The following is a 17,022-nucleotide window of genomic DNA, read 5'->3' as shown; positions in this document are numbered from 1 at the left end:
GCTTTCGGGTGGTACGGGTCAGCGGCCGCGGTCGACGTCGACGACGTCGACGCGGACCGGCTCACCGTTGGAGATGGCCTTGACCACGGTGCGCAGCGCGGTGGCGGTGCGACCCGAACGGCCGATCACCCGGCCCAGGTCTTCGGGGTGAACCCGGACCTCGAGCAGGGAACCGCGGCGGAGCGAGCGGTTGCGCACGACCACGTCGTCCGGGTGGGCGACGATGCCGCGAACCAGGTGCTCGAGCGCGTCGACCAGCATGATCAGGCCTGCTCGGCCGGAGCCTCGGCGTCAGCCGGCTTCTCGGCCGCCTTGGCCTCGGCCTTGGCCTTCTTCTCTTCCTCGCGCTTGGTGCGCAGGACCTTGGCCTCGTTCTCGTTCAGGCCCTTGGCCTCGGCGAAGCCCGAGCGGTCCTCGACCTTCTTCTCGGCGACGCGCAGGGTGCCCTCGGCGCCCGGCAGGCCCTTGAACTTCTGCCAGTCACCGGTGACCTTGAGGATCGCCAGGACCTGCTCGGTCGGCTGGGCGCCGACACCGAGCCAGTACTGGACGCGCTCGCTGTCGACCTCGATGACCGACGGGTCGTAGGTCGGGTGGTACTTGCCGATCTCCTCGATCGCCCGGCCGTCGCGCTTGGTGCGCGAGTCGGCGACGACGATGCGGTAGTGCGGCGCGCGGATCTTGCCGAGCCGCTTGAGACGGATCTTGACTGCCACTGGTGTGGACTCCTCATATGCATGGGTGCGGCCGCGCTTCTCCGCCGGAGTGGGGTTTCCGGTGGATCGGATCAGCCTTGGACTCGGCAACGCCTGCGGTGAGAGGGTCCGCACCGGCCGGGTTCAGCCGACCATTGTGCCAGACGGCAGGTGCCGTGGCGTACCACCCACCACCATCCACCCGCCGGCCGTCACCCCGTGGTGATCCGGGCACCGCGCAGCACGATCGCCCGGGGATGTTCCAGCACCGCCAGGTCGTCGCGCGGGTCGGCCCCGTAGACCACCAGATCGGCGGACTCCCCCTCGTCCGCCCCGGGCCGGCCCAGCCAGGACCGCGCGGCCCAGCAGGCGGCGTCGAGGGCGGCGGTGCGAGAGAGCCCGGCGGCGTGCAGCTCGGCCACCTCCCGGGCGACCAGCCCGTGCGGCAGGCTGCCCCCGGCGTCGGTGCCGCAGAACACCGGCACCCCCTCCTCGTGCGCCGACGCCACGGTCTCGTAGCGGCGCCGGTGCAGGTCGAGCATGTGCAGGTGGTAGGCCGGGAACTTCTCCACCGCGCGGGCCGCGATGCCGGGGAAGGTGGCGATGTTGACCAGGGTGGGCACGATCGGCACACCCTGGCGCGCGGCCAGCGCCCGGGTCGGCCCGGTCAGGCCGGTGCCGTGCTCGACGCAGTCCACGCCCGCCGTCAGCAGGTCGGGCAGGCACTCCTCGCCGAAGCAGTGGGCGGTGACCCGGGCCCCCTCGCGGTGGGCGGCGGCCATCCCCGCGGTCAGGGCATCGAGAGGCCAGCACGGGGCCAGGTCACCGGTGCGGCGGTCGATCCAGTCGCCGACGATCTTCACCCAGCCGTCGCCCAGCCGGGCCTGCTCGGCCATCATCGCCGGCAGTTGCTCCGGCTCGATCTCGTGCGCGTAACCCCGCAGGTAACGGCGGGTGCGGGCGATGTGCCGGCCGGCCCGCACCACCGCCGGCAGGTCGGCACGGCCGTCGATCCAGCGGGTGTCGGACGGCGAGCCGGCGTCGCGCAGCAGCAGCGCCCCGGCATCACGTTCGGCGAGAGCCTGCCGCTCGGTGGTGGCCCGGTCGACCGCGCCGTGCTGGTCGAGGCCGACGTGGCTGTGGGCGTCGACCAGGCCGGGCAGCACCCAGCCGTCGATCGTGGTCTCGTCGAGGCCGGGCCCGGTGGGCCGCTCGAACGTGATCCGGCCGCCGATCACCCAGGCGCCGTGCCGGGTTTCGTGCGGCCCGGTCATCACCGGGCCGGTCAGCCGGATCACCCGCACCACGTCACCCGCATCCTCAGCCGACCACGACGTCCACCGGAACCGGTGGACGTCCGCCGCGACAGGCGTCCACCGTTACCCGGGCAAGACGCGACCAGCGTGTCGGCGGCAGCGCCCGGGTGCGCCGCTCAGCGGCCCAGGAACTTCTCGAAACCGGGCGGCAGCTCGAGGTTGGCCGGGTCGATGTTCTGCTGGCCGCCGCCGAGCCCGAACGCGCCACCGGTCTGTCCCGGGGCGCCGGCCTTGTTGCCGTCGGCCAGCTGCTGGGCGCGCTTGGCCGGGTTGCCCGACTTGGCCTTGCCCTTGCGCGGGGCGACGTTCTTGCCCTTGCCCTTCTTGCCGCGGCCACCGGGCATCCCCGGCATGCCGGGCGGCATCCCGGGCATGCCCGGCATCCCGCCGCCACGACGCATGGCGCGCATCATCTTCTGCGCCTCGCCGAACCGCTCGATCAGCTGGTTGACCTCGCTGACCTGGGTGCCGGAACCCTTGGCCACGCGCAGCCGGCGCGAGCCGTTGAGCACACGGGGCTGGCGGCGTTCCAGCGGCGTCATCGATTTGATGATCGCCTCGACGCGGTCCATCTCGCGCTCGTCGAAGTTGTCGAGCTGCTCGCGCAGTTCGCCCATACCCGGCAGCATGCCGAGCATCTTCTTCAGCGAGCCCATGTTCTTCAGGGCCGCCATCTGGGCGAGGAAGTCTTCCAGCGTGAAGTCTTCGTCGGCGGCCAGTTTGGCGGCCATCTTCTCGGCCTGGTCGGCGTCGAACGCCTTCTCGGCCTGCTCGATCAGGGTGAGGATGTCACCCATGTCGAGGATGCGGGACGCCATCCGGTCGGGGTGGAAGAGCTCGAACTCCTCCAGCTTCTCGCCGGTGCTGGCGAACATCACCGGCTGACCGGTCACGCCCATCACCGACAGCGCCGCACCACCGCGGGCGTCACCGTCGAGCTTGGAGAGCACGACGCCGGTGAACCCGACGCCCTCCATGAACGCCATCGCCGTGGTGACGGCGTCCTGGCCGATCATCGCGTCGACGACGAAGAGCACCTCGTCGGGGTTGGTCTCGGCCTTGATGTCGGCGGCCTGCTGCATCAGCTCGCCGTCGACGCCGAGACGACCGGCGGTGTCGATGATGACCACGTCGTGGTGCTTGTCGCGGGCGAACGCGACACCGTCGCGGGCCACCTTGACCGGGTCGCCCTGGCTGGTGCCGGACACGCCCTGGCCCTCGGAGACGCCCCGCTCGGGCGCGAACACCGGGACCCCGGCGCGCTGCCCGACCACCTCGAGCTGGGTGACGGCGTTGGGACGCTGGAGGTCGGAGGCCACCAGCAGCGGCGTGTGCCCCTGCTCGCGCAGCCAGCGACCGAGCTTGCCGGCCAGGGTGGTCTTACCCGCACCCTGGAGACCGGCCAGCATGATCACCGTGGGCGGGTTCTTGGCGAACCGCAGCCGGCGCGTCTCGCCGCCGAGGATGCCGATGAGCTCCTCGTTGACGATCTTGACGACCTGCTGGGCCGGGTTGAGGGCCTGCGAGACCTCGATCCCGACCGCGCGCTCGCGGATGCGCGCCGTGAACTGGCGCACCACCGGGAGGGCGACGTCGGCGTCCAGCAGGGCGCGGCGGATCTCACGGATCGTCGCATCGACGTCGGCCTCGGACAGCCGGCCCTTGCCGCGGAGCGACTTGAAGGTGGCGGTCAGGCGGTCGGAAAGCGTGGCGAACACCCCAACAGCTTAATGTCTGCGCAGCGGTCGGTCACAACTGTGGACGACGCGGCCCGGCAGACCTGGCCTCAGGCCGTCGGCTGGGGCACCGATCCCGCGTCCACCAGGGCCGACACCGTCTCCGCCACCCGTGGCGGAGACAGCTGCCCACCACCGTGCTCGCACACGTAGAGCACGTCCACGGCCTGCCCGGCGTGCGTGGCCACGTGGGCCGAGCGCAGGTCCACGCCGACCCCGGCCAGCGCCGAGCCGATGGCGTGCATCAGACCCGGCCGGTCGGCGGCGCGCACCTCCAGCACCGTCGCGTCCTCCGAGGCCCCCGGCACCAGCACCACCCGGGGCCGGGCGGGCGCACCGGCCCGGCTGCGGAAACCGGCGTCGCGGCGCACCAGCGGGTCCAGCACGCTCTGGTCACCCTCGCTGAGCCGGCGCAGGTGCTGCTCCAGCAGCTCCGGCGGGGGCATGTCGCCGCGGCTGTCCACCCACCAGGTGTCCACCGCGATGTCCGGGCCCTCGAGGTGCTCTCCGAGGTGGTCGGCGGCGACCGTGCGGACCAGCGCCGACTTCGCGGTGAGCCGGAAACTGGCCAGCACACCGGCGATGTCGGCGAGCAGGCCGGAGCGGTCGGGGGCGACCACGGTGACCACGTGCAGCTCGTCCATCGGGCTGACGGCGACCCGCGGGCGTCCGTCGGCCAGCACCGTGCGCACCAGTTCCGCCTCCGCCTGCGCGATCGGGGCCGGGCCGGGCGGTTCCTCACCGCGCAGCGCGGTCGAGGCCCGGGCCATCAGGTCGTCGACGAGCCGGGCCCGCCACGCCGTCCAGGCCACCGGGCCCACCGCCGTGGCGTCGGCCTCGGTCAGGGCGCGCAGCAACAGCAGCGTCTCCTGCCGCCCGCCGACCGCCTCGACCAGCGCCTCCACGGTGCGCGGGTCGTCCGGGTCGCGGCGGGTGGCCAGCTCGATCAGCGTCAGGTGCTCACGCACCAGCCGCCCGATCAGCTCCCTGTCGTCGTCGTTCAGGCCGATCCGGCGGGCCACCTTCTCGGCGATCGGCCCGCCGGTGACCGAATGGTCCTGCGCCCCGGCGATCTTCCCGATGTCGTGCAGCAACGCGGCCAGCACGAGCAGGTCCGGACGGCTGGTGTCACGCAGCGCTCCCTGGATCCGGATCACCGTCTCGATCAGGTGCCGGTCCACGGTGTGCCGGTGAACGGCGTTGCGCTGCGGGCGGTTGCGCACGGCCGTCCACTCGGGGATCCACCGGGTGATCACCCCGGCGCGGTCCAGTGACTCCCACACCTGGGCCAGCCCGGGGCCACCGGCGAGCATGCCGACGAACTCCTCGCGGGCCGGCTGCGGCCAGGGATCGGGCAGCGGCGGGCAGTCCTGCGCCAGGTGCTCGACGGTCACCGGCGACAGCGGCAGCCCGCCCCGCACGGCGGTGGCGGCCGCGCGGATCGGCAGCACCGGGTCCTGGGCGGCCTCGACGCCGACGCCGAGCACCACCTCGCCGTCGTGCTCGACCAGGCCGTGTCCCAGGGGCCTCAATCGTGGACGACGAGGGCCCGGCCGCAACCTCCGCGTGGGCAGGGACTGGCGCGCGCGACGGGCCGTGACGTCCACCGCGTAGGCGATCGACCGGGTGCAGTCGGCCACCCGGGAGAGCAGTTCGTCGGCGTCGGTCAGGCCGCACAGCACGGCCACGGCGTCCTGGTCCGGCAGCAGCAGGCGGTCGTTGTTCTTGCCGGTGACGGCCTGGAGACAGTCGCGGACGTCGAGGAGGAGCTCGTGCACGTCGTCCACCGACCCGTGCGGCCGGTCGGTGACCCAGCTGGCGGCGAGCGCACGCAGCACGGTCACGTCACGCAGCCCGCCGCGGGCGTCCTTGAGGTCGGGTTCGAGCAGCTGGGCGGCCTCGCCGTAGCGTTCCGCGCGCTCGGCGAGCGACTCCAGCACCTGCGGCAGCCGGCGCCGGATACCGCCGCGCCAGTCGCTGAGCAGGCTGGTGCGGGTCTTCACCACCAGGGCCGCGTCGCCCGCGATCACCCGCAGGTCGAGCATGCCGATGGCGGCGGACAGGTCGGCCGAGGCCACCTCACGGCACTGGTTGGGGGTGCGCACGGAGTGGTCCAGGCGCAGGCCGCCGTCCCAGAGCGGGTACCACAGGCGCTGGGCCAGTTCACCCACCTCGTCGGCCGGCAGCCGCCGGCCGTCGTGCAGCAGCACCAGGTCGAGGTCGCTGGCCGGCCCGGCCTCGCCACGGGCGACGCTGCCGACGGCGGCCAGGGCGATCCCGTCCTCCGGCCCGCTCTGGCGGCGGCGTCTGGGGCGGTCGTCCAGGGGTGCGACGGCGGCGGCCCAGTCCAGCTGGAGGACCTTCTCGACCATCGAGGTGAGGGTCCGGCGGCGCTCCGGGCCGGGAGTGGCCGAGCGCAACGCCAGAGCGAGTCTGTCCTTGCGGAGGTTACGGGCGGCTACCGACGCTTCGTGGGCCAGATCTTCCGCGGTCTGCGCCTCGTGATCCTCCTGCGGGAAGATCTCGCTCGCACCGTCGTCCAGGCCGTCGAACTGGCCAGCCGTCACCGTTCACCTTTCGTCCCGGCGCCCGGGCCGTCAGGGCTCCTGCGCGGGTTGGGGAATGCACCGAGCTCCCGGCACCCCTGGCGAACAGGGGTGCCGGGAGCCGCGGTTCGTACCGGATGCCTAGGCCTGCCGGTCCTTACAGGGCGTCCGCGCCGCGCTCACCGGTGCGGACCCGGACCACGTCGTCGACGGGGGTCGTCCAGACCTTGCCGTCACCGATGCGGCCGGTGGCGGCGGCCTTGGTGATGACGTCCACGACGTCCACCACATCGGTGTCGTCCACCAGCACCTCGACCCGCGACTTCGGGACCAGGTCGACGGTGTACTCGGCGCCGCGGTAGACCTCGGTGTGGCCCTTCTGGCGGCCGTAGCCGCTGGCCTCGCTGACGGTCATGCCCTGGACCCCGAAGGTCTCCAGCGCGGCCTTCACCTCGTCGAGCTTGTGCGGCTTGATCACAGCGGTGATCAGCTTCATGCCGGAACCTCGCTCTCAGCAGTCTTCTTGGCGGCAACCACCGGACGGGTCGAGCCCCCACCGGTCGAGGAGTCGTAGGCCGACTCGGCGTGCTCGCGGCCGTCGATGCCCTCGACCTCGGACTCCTCGTCCAGACGGAAACCGATGGTCTTCTGGATGGCGAAACCGATGATCAACGTGAGGATGAAAGAGTACGCGAGCACGGCGAACGCGCCCACGGCCTGACGCCAGAGCTGGTCGATGCCGCCACCGAAGAACAGGCCGTCGACGCCGGCCGGCGAGGTGGAGGTGGCGAACAGGCCGATGGCCAGGGTGCCCCACAGACCACCGATCAGGTGGACGCCGACCACGTCGAGCGAGTCGTCGTAGCCGAGCTTGTACTTCAGGCCCACGGCCAGGGCGCAGAACACACCGGCCAGGACACCGATGATCACGGAGCCGATCGGGCTGACCGAGCTGGCGGCCGGGGTGATGGCGACCAGACCGGCGACGACACCGGAGGCGGCACCCAGCGACGTCGGGTGACCGTCACGGAAACGCTCGACGAGCAGCCAGCCGATCAGGGCGGCGGCGGTGGCGGCGATGGTGTTGACCCAGGCCACCGCGGCGAGGGTGTTGGCGCCCAGGGCCGAGCCGGCGTTGAAGCCGAACCAGCCGAACCACAGCAGACCGGCACCCAGCATCACGAACGGCAGGTTGTGCGGGCGGAAGGGCTCCTTCGGCCAGCCGACACGCTTGCCGAGCACCAGGGCGAGGGCCAGGCCCGCCGCACCGGCGTTGATGTGAACCGCGGTACCACCGGCGAAGTCGATGGCCAGCAGCTTGTTGGCGATCCAGCCGCCGACGCTGTCCTCACCCGCGGTGGTGCCGTCGAACGCGAACACCCAGTGCGCGACCGGGAAGTAGACGATGGTCGCCCAGACCACGGTGAACACGCACCAGGCGCCGAACTTGGCGCGGTCGGCGATGGCGCCGGAGATCAGCGCGACCGTGATGATCGCGAAGACGGCCTGGAAGCCGACGAACGCGAGCGACGGGATCGTGGCGACGATGCTGTCCTCGCTCATCAGGCCGGTGAGCCCGAAGAACTGGCTCGGGTCGCCGACCAGACCGCCGCCCAGGTCGTCACCGAACGCCAGCGAGTAGCCGTAGATCACCCAGAGCACCGTGACGATGCCCAGCGAGCTGAAGCTCATCATCATCATGTTGAGAACGCTCTTCGTGCGGACCATGCCGCCGTAGAAGAACGCCAGACCGGGAGTCATGAGCAGGACGAGCGCAGCGCTCGTCAACACCCAGGCGGTGTCTCCGGTATCCATCCGCACCCCTTCAAATGTTTAACCGCCCCTTGGTTGAAGGGGCCGTCGTCGGGACCATCGAGGTGTCGCCGGCAGCTCAGGGTGACGGCGACTGGCTGCGACCCCCGAACGGAGTCGCTCGCTCACGGAAAAAATTGCTGTGAGCCGGTTTCCTACCGACACACAGGGGGTTTCTGCGTCGTAACGTTTGCGGTGAAGATGTTTCCGCTCAGTTACTCGTCCTGGGCATTAGCCCGTTCGGGCGTCTGTGCGCCGGAGCTCGCCCCTCCACCTTATGGCGCCGTGACCGAACGGTGATCAGAACGTTGCTCTAGCAGCTGTCGCGTCACCCAGAGATCAAATCCGTGTGGCGTCAATCATTTCGGCCCGTTTCTGTGGCAGTCGGTGGCGTACCGGACGTACCGGCAAAACGCGGAGCGGGCCCGGTCCGGTGAGGACGGGCCCGCTCGGGCGGGTCTGGGGACGTCAGGCGAGCAGGGCGTCCACGAACGCGTCGGGATCGAAGGGCGCCAGGTCGTCGGGGCCCTCGCCGAGACCGATGAGCTTCACCGGCACGCCGAGGGTGCGCTGCACGGCGACCACGATGCCGCCCTTGGCCGTGCCGTCGAGCTTGGTCAGCACGATGCCGGTGATGTTCACGACCTCGCTGAACACCTTGGCCTGCTGCATGCCGTTCTGGCCGGTGGTGGCGTCGAGCACCAGCAGCACCTCGTCGACCGGGCCGTGCTTCTCCACCACGCGCTTGACCTTGCCGAGCTCGTCCATCAGCCCGACCTTGTTCTGGAGACGCCCGGCGGTGTCGATCAGCACGACGTCCGCCTCGGTCTCGATGCCGGCCTTCACCGCGTCGAACGCGACCGAGGCCGGGTCGGCGCCGTCCCGGTCGCTGCGGATCGTCGGTACGCCGACCCGGTCGCCCCAGGTGGCGAGCTGGTCGGCCGCGGCGGCGCGGAAGGTGTCGGCGGCGCCGAGCACCACGTCCTTGTCCTCCGCCACCAGCACCCGGGCCAGCTTGCCCACGGTGGTGGTCTTGCCGGTGCCGTTCACGCCCACCACCATGACGACGGCCGGACGCCCGGGCGCGTGATCGACGGCGAGCGAGCGGTCGAGGCCCTCCCCCGGGTCCACGAGCGCCTTCAGCTCCTCGCGCAGCAGACCGCGCACCTGGTCCACGTCACGCACGCCGAGCACGGTGACCCGCTCACGCAGGCGGTCGACCAGCTCGGTCGTCGGGTCGACGCCGAGGTCGGCCATGAGCAGCGTCTCCTCGATCTCGTCCCAGGTGTCCGCGTCGAGCTTGTCGCGGCTGAGCAGTTCGAGCAGGCCCCGGCCGAGGGCGTTGGAGCGGGCCAGCCGGGCGCGCAGTCGCACCAGCCGTCCCCGCGGGGCCTCCGGCCGTTCCAGGTCGGGGACGAGGATCTCCGGCTCAGTGACCTCGGGCTCGGCCACCGGGGTGGCCGGGGTGGTCTCGACCGGAGCGGTCGGTTCGAGGACGTCGACGGCCCCGGACGTTTCGGCGTCGCCCTCATCCGTGGCGGACGGACGGCGCTCCAGCGTCGTGGTGTCCGCGGCGCCGGGCGGGAGCGGCGGCTGCTTCCGTCCGCGGCCGGCCAGCAGCCCGACGGTGCTGCCGAGCGCCGCGAGTGCGACGATCGCGATGAGAATGATCCACTGGACGGTGTCCACTCCGGACGAGCCTCCTCAGGCACAGGCCGGCGCCGGGCCCCCGACGCCGAAGACGTGTCGGCAGTACCCGAGCATGCCAGCCCTCCCCCGGGTGCGCCCGCGCCGGGTGCTCCTGTCCCGGCGCGTCACCCGCTCACCCTCCGATCGGTGACGTTCCGCAGCAGGTGACGCGCAAAGCGCAGCGATCCGGTGCCTCCGCCGTGACGGAGGCACCGGATCGCCGTGGACGGATCAGCGGGACGCCGCGCCGTTACCGGCCGTGCCGCACCTTGCCGCCCCTGGACTTCTTGCCCCGGGACCGGCTGTTCTTGTTCCGCCCGTTGCCGCCGCGCTGGTCGCCGTCGGGCAGGTCGATCTGGTCGAGCACCGCTGTCTGCGGGGCCTGCGGGGCCTGCGGGTTTTGCGGGGTGGGTTCGTCCGGCACCGGCGCCATCACGACCGTCTCGTCCGGGGAGGCCGCCGCCTCCCGCACGGACTGCATGACCTCGGTCTCGGCGGCGGGGGTCACCTCGGCCGCGGGGACCGGACGCATCACCTCGGTCTCGGCGGCAGGTGCCACCTCCGACACGGGCACCGGACGCATCACCTCGGTCTCGTCCGCAGGTGCCACCACCGGACGCATGACCTCGGTCTCCGCAGCCGGCTTCACGCCGGATGTCGCCGCCGGACGCATCACCTCGGTCTCCGCAGCCGGGGTGGAAACACCCTTCGGACCGGCCGACGCGATCGGCTCACGCACCGGAGCCATCACCACGGTCTCGTCGGCCGCGGCCACGGGAGCGGCCTTCTCGGCCGACGCCTCCGGCTTCTTGGTCGAGGTCTCCGGCTTCTCGGTCGAGGTCTCCGGCTTCTCGGCCGGGGCCACCGCCTTCTTGGCCGGGACCACCGCCTTCTCAGCCGGGGTCTTCCGCTTGTCGGTCTGGGCCTTCGGCTTCTCGGTCTGGGCCTTCGGCTTCTCGGCCTGGGCCTCTTCGACCCGAGCGGCCGCAGCGTCCACCGGGCGCATGACCTCGGTCTCGGCAACCGGCGCGGGCCCGGCAGCAGGAGCCGGACGCTTCTTCGTGGCCTCCGCACCCGACGTGGCCGCGCTCTTCGCCCCCGACGAGGCGATCGGCTCACGGATCGGCGCCATCACGACGGTCTCGTCGGCGGCCGGCGGGTTCTGGTCCGCCGCCTTCGCCTTCGGGGCCGGCGGCTGCGGGGAGGACTGGGCAGGAGCCGCCTGGTTCCCCGTGGGTGCCCCGGCCACCGGCTCGCGGACCGGAGCGATCATGACGGTCGCATCGGCCGGGTCCACGGCCGCTTCGGTCTGGTGCGGGGCGGCCTCCGCCTGCCGCTCGGCGGCGTCGCTCCGCTGTGCCGCGCCTTCGCCGACCGGACGCTTCTCCGCCGGACGAGACTCGGGCCCCTTCGCCCCCTGCCCGGTGGACCGGGCCACCGGCGCCTTCACCGGGGCGATCATCACCGTCTCGTCGGCCGGGTCGGGCGCCGGACGCGGCGGGGTCGCCGGCTTCGGCGGGGTGGACTTCTGGGGCGTCCTGGCCACCGGCTCCTTGATCGGGGCCATGCGCACGGTCTGGTCGGGTGCGGCGATCGGCTCCTTCACCGGGGCGATCATGACGGTCTCGTCGGCGGCGTCGGTGTGTGCCGACGGCTCGTTCTGCGTGAGGCTGCCGGGCCTGGCCGCCGCCTCGGACCTGGCCGCCGCTGAGCCCGTACCCGTGGTGGTGGCCGAAGCGGCAGTCGTGGTGGACGACGTCGCGGGCTTGGCAGCACTCGCGGGCCTGCCAGCAGCCTCGGCCTTGCCAGCAGCCTCGGCCCTGTCGGCAGTCGTGGGCCCACCGGCCGTTGCGGGCTTCGCGACGGAAGCGGGCTTCGCGACAGAAGCGGGCTTCGCAGCAGTGCCGGCCGGCGGTTCTTTCACCGGGGCGATCATCACGGTCTCGTCGGAGAGCGCCACGGCGGGCTCGGGGGTGGGCGCGGCCTCGCCGGTCTTGCGGGCTTCGGCGGCCTTCGCCTCCGCGGCCTTCGCCTCGGCCGCCTTGGCCCGGGCAGCCGCGTTACGCCCGCCGATGATGGCCGCCACGTCGAACCGGTCGCGCCGCGGGCCCTTGGGCTTGGCGGTGGGCTTGGCCGGGGTGCTGGTGTGTCGCACTCCCCCGCTCTGGACCTCGCCACCCTGACCAGCGGCATCCGCCTCCGCACCAGCCACCCGGGCGGAGGGCCGGCGCACACTCTGGGCGCCACCGGCCTGCCGCGGCGCGGCCGTGACGGCTGCACCGGAGGCAGCAGCCGGGGTGGACACCCCGGCCGCCACCGCGCCGGGGACGGGGAGCATCGGCATGGTGACCTCGGCCTCGGTGAACGGGCGGTCACCGTCGCCGGGGATCTCCGGGTCGGCCGGCAGGGCGATGTCGCGCACCGGGATCTCGCCCGTGTTGCCGAGCCAGGCCGACGCGGGGTGCACCCGGCCGCCGGTGGACGCGGCCGAACGGGTGTGCCCCTTCGGCTGCGCGGAACGCCCCATCGCCGCGGTCAGGTTGGCGGCGCCGACGGCGGTGGGCCGGGCCGCGGCACGCCCGGGGGCGGCCGCACCCTCCTTGTCCTCCAGACGATCGAGGGCGCCGTGCATCGCCTCGCTGATCGGGTGCCAGATGCGCTGGAACCACTGGGCCGTCGCGATGGAGGCACGCCACGACGCGATCAGGCCGCGCAGGGTGCCGCGACCGGCGGCGGCCGGCACCGCGGCGGTCGACATCACCGCCCGTTTTCCTTCGGGAGTGAGAACCCTTGAACCGGAGCGCAATTGAGGTGCGGCGATCAGGTACAGAAATCCGATCGCAATGGTCAGGATGAGCAGCAGTCCCACGATCGCGGCAAGCACATGTCTACGTTACGAGGTATTTCGCCTCGACCCAATGGGAACGGCCATGCCAATTGTTTCGATCATGTCACTCTTGCCGCCAGGGGCTGGACACCCGACCGAATCCATGACTATCAAATCGTCCTCGAAAACCACCACCGGACAGCGTCTTTCAAATGACGGCGCTGGTCAGGCACGCGCGCCCCAGACATCCCTTCGATGATCACCCGTACGGAACAGTCACAGGAACGACATTGCCGACTACCGGAAAAGTCCCAGCCCGCAAGGGGAACTGTCACCGGGCGCCGGGCGTTGAGGGCGGAGCGCGAAACCTGGCGGTTTACCGGGGCAATCGAAAAGGCCCCCGGAACGCATCAGGGAGCCTTCACGATGTCATGGTCGCCTCAGCCGAGGATCATGGCAACCTCAGACCGTCTCTTCCCCATCCGGCACCCCGGACTCCCCGGTCTCCCCGGCCGCCTCCGCCGCGGCCAGGTCGATCACCCGATCCGCCGAAGGCGCCACCTCCGCGGAAACACTCGCCTTCGCCGAGTCACCGTCGGCACCACCCCCGGCACCGGCAGTGGCACCGGCACCACGCCGCGGACCGGACTCGCCGTCGTCGTCCGCCAGCCGCTGGCTGATCACCGTGGTCACCCCGTCGCCGCGCATCGTGACGCCGTAGAGCGCGTCCGCGACCTCCATCGTGCGCTTCTGGTGGGTGATCACGATCAGCTGCGACGACTCGCGCAGCTCCTCGAAGATCCGGATCAGCCGGCCCAGGTTGGTGTCGTCGAGGGCGGCCTCCACCTCGTCCATCACGTAGAACGGGCTGGGCCGGGCCTTGAAGATGGACACCAGCAGAGCGACGGCGGTGAGCGAGCGCTCGCCGCCGGACAGCAGCGACAGGCGCTTGACCTTCTTGCCCGGCGGTCGCGCCTCCACGTCCAGCCCGGTGGTCAGCATGTTCGACGGATCGGTGAGGATCAGTTTGCCCTCGCCGCCGGGGAACAGCCGCTGGAACACCCCGACGAACTCGCGCGCGGTGTCGTTGAACGCCTCGGTGAAGACCTCCTCCACCCGCCGGTCCACGTCCTCGATGATCTGGAGCAGATCCCGGCGTGACACCTTCAGGTCGTCCAGCTGCTTGTTCAGGAACGTGTGCCGCTCCTCCAGCGCCGCGAACTCCTCCAGTGCCAGCGGGTTGACCGTGCCCAGCAGGTTCAGCGCCCGCTCGGCCTTGCGCAGTCGCTTCTCCTGCGTCGCCCGCTCGAACGGCACCGGCTGCGGCGCCCTGGCCGGTTCCGGGTCGCCGGGGGCGGGCGGGCTCGGCGGCACCAGCTGGTGCGGGCCGTACTCGTCGATCAGCACGTCCGGGTCCATGCCCAGTTCGTCGACGCTGCGCTGGCGCAGGGCGTCGATCCGCAGCCGCTGCTCGGTGCGCACCACCTCGTCGCGGTGTGCCGAGTCGATCAGCCTGGCCTGCTCCGAGGCCAGCCGCTGCTCCGTCTCGCGCATCGCCTGGAGCTCGGCGTCGCGGGCGTCGCGCTCGGCCTCCAGCCGCAGCCGCTCCTGCTCGGCCACGGCCAGCGACGCATCGAGCAGCACCAGCATGTACTCACCGCCGGCCAGCACCGCGCGGGCGATCTGCATCTGCCGCTGCCGGCGCTCCTCCCGGGCCACCGCCCGGGCCCGCGCGGCCCGTTCCTCGGCGGCCCGCTGCATCAGCTGATCGGCGTGGCCGGCCACCGCCCGGGCCCGCTCCTCCGCGGTGCGCAGGGCCAGCCGGGCGTCGGTCTCCTCGCTGCGCGCCCGGGCCGCGGCCTCGGTCAGCCGGTCTCGCTCGGAGGTGTCGGGCTCCTCGTCGTCGGCCGCGTCGAACGACTCCTGCGCCGCCTCCAGCCGGGCCTCCAGCTCGAACAGCGCCTCGCGGGCGGCGGCCTCGTTCTGCCCGGCCTTCTCGTGCTGGGCGCGTAGCCGCTCCACCTCGGCCTCGGCGGCCCGCGCGGTACCGGCCAGCCGGCCGCGCTCGGCCGCCAGCTTCGCCTCGGCCTGCGCGCGTCGTCCCTCGAGCTCGGTGATCCGGCCCTCGACCCGGCGCAGGTCGCCCTGCGCCCGTTTGACCGCGTCCTGGAGATCGCGCACCTGCTGCTGCACCGTCTGCTGCCGGTCCCGGCCCCCGGCCAGCGCGGCCCCCGCCGTCTCCGCCTTCTCCGCGGCCGCGGCCACCCGCTCCCCGGCCTGCTCGACGGCGGCCTGGGTCTCGATCGGCGAGGGCGCCGAGGCGGAACCACCGACCACCCTGACGGCCGACACCAGTTCCCCGGAGGTGGTGACCACCGACAGCTCCGGCCACAACCGGATCAGCTCGGCGGCCGCCCGCAGGTCGGGGACCACCGCGACCCGGTGCAGCAGCCGGTCTACGGCCGGGGACAGCTCCCCCGGTTCCCGCACCAGCGTGCGCACCCAGCGGGCACCGGGCGGCAGCGCGGGCCAGCCGGCCGGGTCGGCGTCGGCGAGGGCACCGCCGCCCTGCGCCGGGACCAGCACGGCCTGACCGCCGTCCTCGGTCGCGAGAAGATCCAGCGCCGCGAGCGCACCGGTCAGGTCCCGGACGGCGACCGCCCCGGCCGCCGGGCCCAGGGCCGCCGCGACGGCGGTCTCGAAGCCGGGCTCGACCGCGAGCACCGCCGCGAGCGAACCGATCAGGCCGGGCACCCGGTCACCGGCCGCGAGCACGGCCCCGGCGCCGTCTTTACGCCGGAGCCCGAGCGCCAGCGTGTCGCGCCGGGCTGCCCACTCCTTGCGCTCGCCGTGCGCCTCACGTTCGGTGTGACGCAGCGCCTCCAGCTCCCGGTTCAGGCCGGTGAGCTGCGCCTGTGCCGCCTCCAGGGTGGCTTCGTCGGCGGCGATCCGGTCGGCCACCTGCTCGGCCTCCACCCGCAGCGCCTCGGCCTGTGCCTCGTCCTGCGCCGAGGCCGGCGACACCTCACCCGAGGTGACCAGCGCCTCGACCTCCGCCGCCGCCTCGGAGGCCCGCCGCTCGGCGTCCCCGATCGTGCCGGCGAGCCGCTCGACCGCGTCCACCGAGGCGTCCACCGTGCTGCGCTGCGCCGCGACCCGGCCCGCCAGCCGGGCCAGCTGCTCCCGCTGGTCGGCGGCACGCCGGGCCAGCTCGACCAGGCGCTGCTCCTCGGCGCGGGCGGCCTGCTCGGCCTCACGACGCCGGTCCTCGGCCGCCAGCATCAGCTCACTGGCGCCCTCGACCTCGCCCTGGAGCTGTTCCTCCTGCTCGCGCACCAGCGCAGCCTGTGCCTCCAGGTCGTCCGGGTCGCGCCCCGAGGCGCGTTCCGGCTCGGACTCCGACAGCAGCCGCAGCCGGTCGGCCGCCAGGCTGTTCGTGCCACGGGTGCGCTCGCGCAGCGAGGAGAGCTGGTACCAGGTGTTCTGGGCCTGCGACAGCTGCGGCGAGGCTGCGCTCGCGGCCAGTTCCAGGGCGGAGAGCCGGGCCCGGGCCCGGGCCAGCTCGCCCTCCACCAGCGAGCGGCGTTCCTGCACCGCGGCCTCGTCGGCCAGCTCGGCGGCGATCGTCTCGGTCAGCGTGACCAGGTCGTCGGCGAGCAGCCGGGCCTTGGCGTCACGCAGATCGGCCTGCACCACCTGCGCCCGGCGGGCCACCTCCGCCTGCCGGCCGAGAGGCTTGAGCTGGCGCCGGATCTCGGTGGTCAGGTCGGCCAGGCGCTGAAGGTTGCCCTGCATGGCGTCCAGCTTGCGGATCGCCTTCTCCTTGCGCTTGCGGTGCTTGAGGACGCCCGCGGCCTCCTCGATGAACCCGCGCCGTTCCTCCGGGGTGGCCTGGAGCACCTGGTCGAGCTGGCCCTGCCCGACGATCACGTGCATCTCGCGGCCGATGCCGGAGTCGGACAGCAGTTCCTGGATGTCGAGGAGACGGCACGGGGAGCCGTTGATCGCGTACTCCGAACCACCGGAGCGGAACATCGTGCGCGAGATCGTCACCTCGGTGTAGTCGATCGGCAGCGCACCGTCGGAGTTGTCGATCGTCAGCGCGACCTCGGCGCGGCCCAGCGGGGGGCGGCCGGAGGTGCCGGCGAAGATGACGTCTTCCATCTTGCCGCCGCGCAGGCTCTTGGCGCCCTGCTCACCCATCACCCAGCTGAGCGCGTCGACCACGTTGGACTTGCCCGAGCCGTTCGGGCCGACCACGCAGGTGATACCCGGCTCCAGCCGCAGCGTGGTGGCGGAGGCGAAGGACTTGAACCCGCGCAGGGTCAGGGTCTTCAGGTGCACGGGCGGCTGACTCCTCGGCTGATGCGGACGCCTCAGGCTACCCGGGCCGCGACCCGG

Annotated in this window: 10 protein-coding genes; all 10 read right to left on the bottom strand. The window is 72.5% G+C overall.

What is annotated here, in order from left to right:
* Positions 1 to 18: 18 nt before the first annotated feature.
* On the bottom strand, positions 19 to 261 hold the full coding sequence (locus KIH74_RS12750) for an RNA-binding protein (RefSeq protein WP_052533772.1): 243 nt from the start codon (positions 259 to 261) through the stop codon (positions 19 to 21).
* A 2-nt stretch (positions 262 to 263) separates the two neighbouring features.
* A complete protein-coding gene (gene rpsP, locus KIH74_RS12745) occupies positions 264 to 716 on the bottom strand; it encodes a 30S ribosomal protein S16 (protein WP_214156084.1) in 453 nt (150 codons plus the stop codon).
* 191 nt (positions 717 to 907) lie between these two features.
* Positions 908 to 1,969 carry an amidohydrolase family protein gene (locus KIH74_RS12740; RefSeq protein WP_214156123.1) on the bottom strand — a complete coding sequence of 354 codons (1,062 nt, stop codon included), beginning with the start codon at positions 1,967 to 1,969 and terminating at the stop codon, positions 908 to 910.
* Between the two features lie 158 nt (positions 1,970 to 2,127).
* On the bottom strand, positions 2,128 to 3,729 hold the full coding sequence (ffh, locus tag KIH74_RS12735) for a signal recognition particle protein (RefSeq protein WP_214156083.1): 1,602 nt from the start codon (positions 3,727 to 3,729) through the stop codon (positions 2,128 to 2,130).
* Positions 3,730 to 3,797: 68 nt separating this feature from the next.
* A complete protein-coding gene (locus KIH74_RS12730; RefSeq protein WP_308113749.1) occupies positions 3,798 to 6,314 on the bottom strand; it encodes a [protein-PII] uridylyltransferase in 2,517 nt (838 codons plus the stop codon).
* 136 nt (positions 6,315 to 6,450) lie between these two features.
* Positions 6,451 to 6,789 (bottom strand): P-II family nitrogen regulator, encoded by a 339-nt coding sequence (locus KIH74_RS12725; RefSeq protein WP_214156082.1) that lies wholly within the window; start codon positions 6,787 to 6,789, stop codon positions 6,451 to 6,453.
* Entirely contained in the window at positions 6,786 to 8,108 is a 1,323-nt protein-coding gene (locus KIH74_RS12720) for an ammonium transporter (protein WP_214156081.1), read from the bottom strand. The genes KIH74_RS12725 and KIH74_RS12720 overlap by 4 nt, the downstream gene beginning before the upstream one ends.
* 465 nt (positions 8,109 to 8,573) lie before the next feature.
* Positions 8,574 to 9,794 (bottom strand): signal recognition particle-docking protein FtsY, encoded by a 1,221-nt coding sequence (gene ftsY, locus KIH74_RS12715; protein ID WP_214156080.1) that lies wholly within the window; start codon positions 9,792 to 9,794, stop codon positions 8,574 to 8,576.
* A gap of 250 nt (positions 9,795 to 10,044) precedes the next feature.
* Positions 10,045 to 12,678 carry a hypothetical protein gene (locus KIH74_RS12710; RefSeq protein WP_214156079.1) on the bottom strand — a complete coding sequence of 878 codons (2,634 nt, stop codon included), beginning with the start codon at positions 12,676 to 12,678 and terminating at the stop codon, positions 10,045 to 10,047.
* A gap of 405 nt (positions 12,679 to 13,083) precedes the next feature.
* On the bottom strand, positions 13,084 to 16,965 hold the full coding sequence (gene smc / locus KIH74_RS12705) for a chromosome segregation protein SMC (RefSeq protein WP_214156078.1): 3,882 nt from the start codon (positions 16,963 to 16,965) through the stop codon (positions 13,084 to 13,086).
* Between the last annotated feature and the right edge of the window lie 57 nt (positions 16,966 to 17,022).

Origin of the sequence: Kineosporia corallincola (genome assembly GCF_018499875.1) — a bacterium.
Lineage (GTDB): Bacteria > Actinomycetota > Actinomycetes > Actinomycetales > Kineosporiaceae > Kineosporia > Kineosporia corallincola.
The sequence above is the reverse complement of the archived record's forward strand: the minus strand, read 5'-3'. Positions and strand labels throughout refer to the sequence as shown.

What these genes read in the sequence shown, in the direction of transcription:
- KIH74_RS12750 (WP_052533772.1), bottom strand. Translation starts at nt 261, where the DNA reads ATGCTGGTCGACGCGCTCGAGCACCTGGTTCGCGGCATCGTCGCCCAC.
- KIH74_RS12740 (WP_214156123.1), bottom strand. Translation starts at nt 1,969, where the DNA reads ATGACCGGGCCGCACGAAACCCGGCACGGCGCCTGGGTGATCGGCGGC.
- KIH74_RS12725 (WP_214156082.1), bottom strand. Translation starts at nt 6,789, where the DNA reads ATGAAGCTGATCACCGCTGTGATCAAGCCGCACAAGCTCGACGAGGTG.
- KIH74_RS12720 (WP_214156081.1), bottom strand. Translation starts at nt 8,108, where the DNA reads ATGGATACCGGAGACACCGCCTGGGTGTTGACGAGCGCTGCGCTCGTC.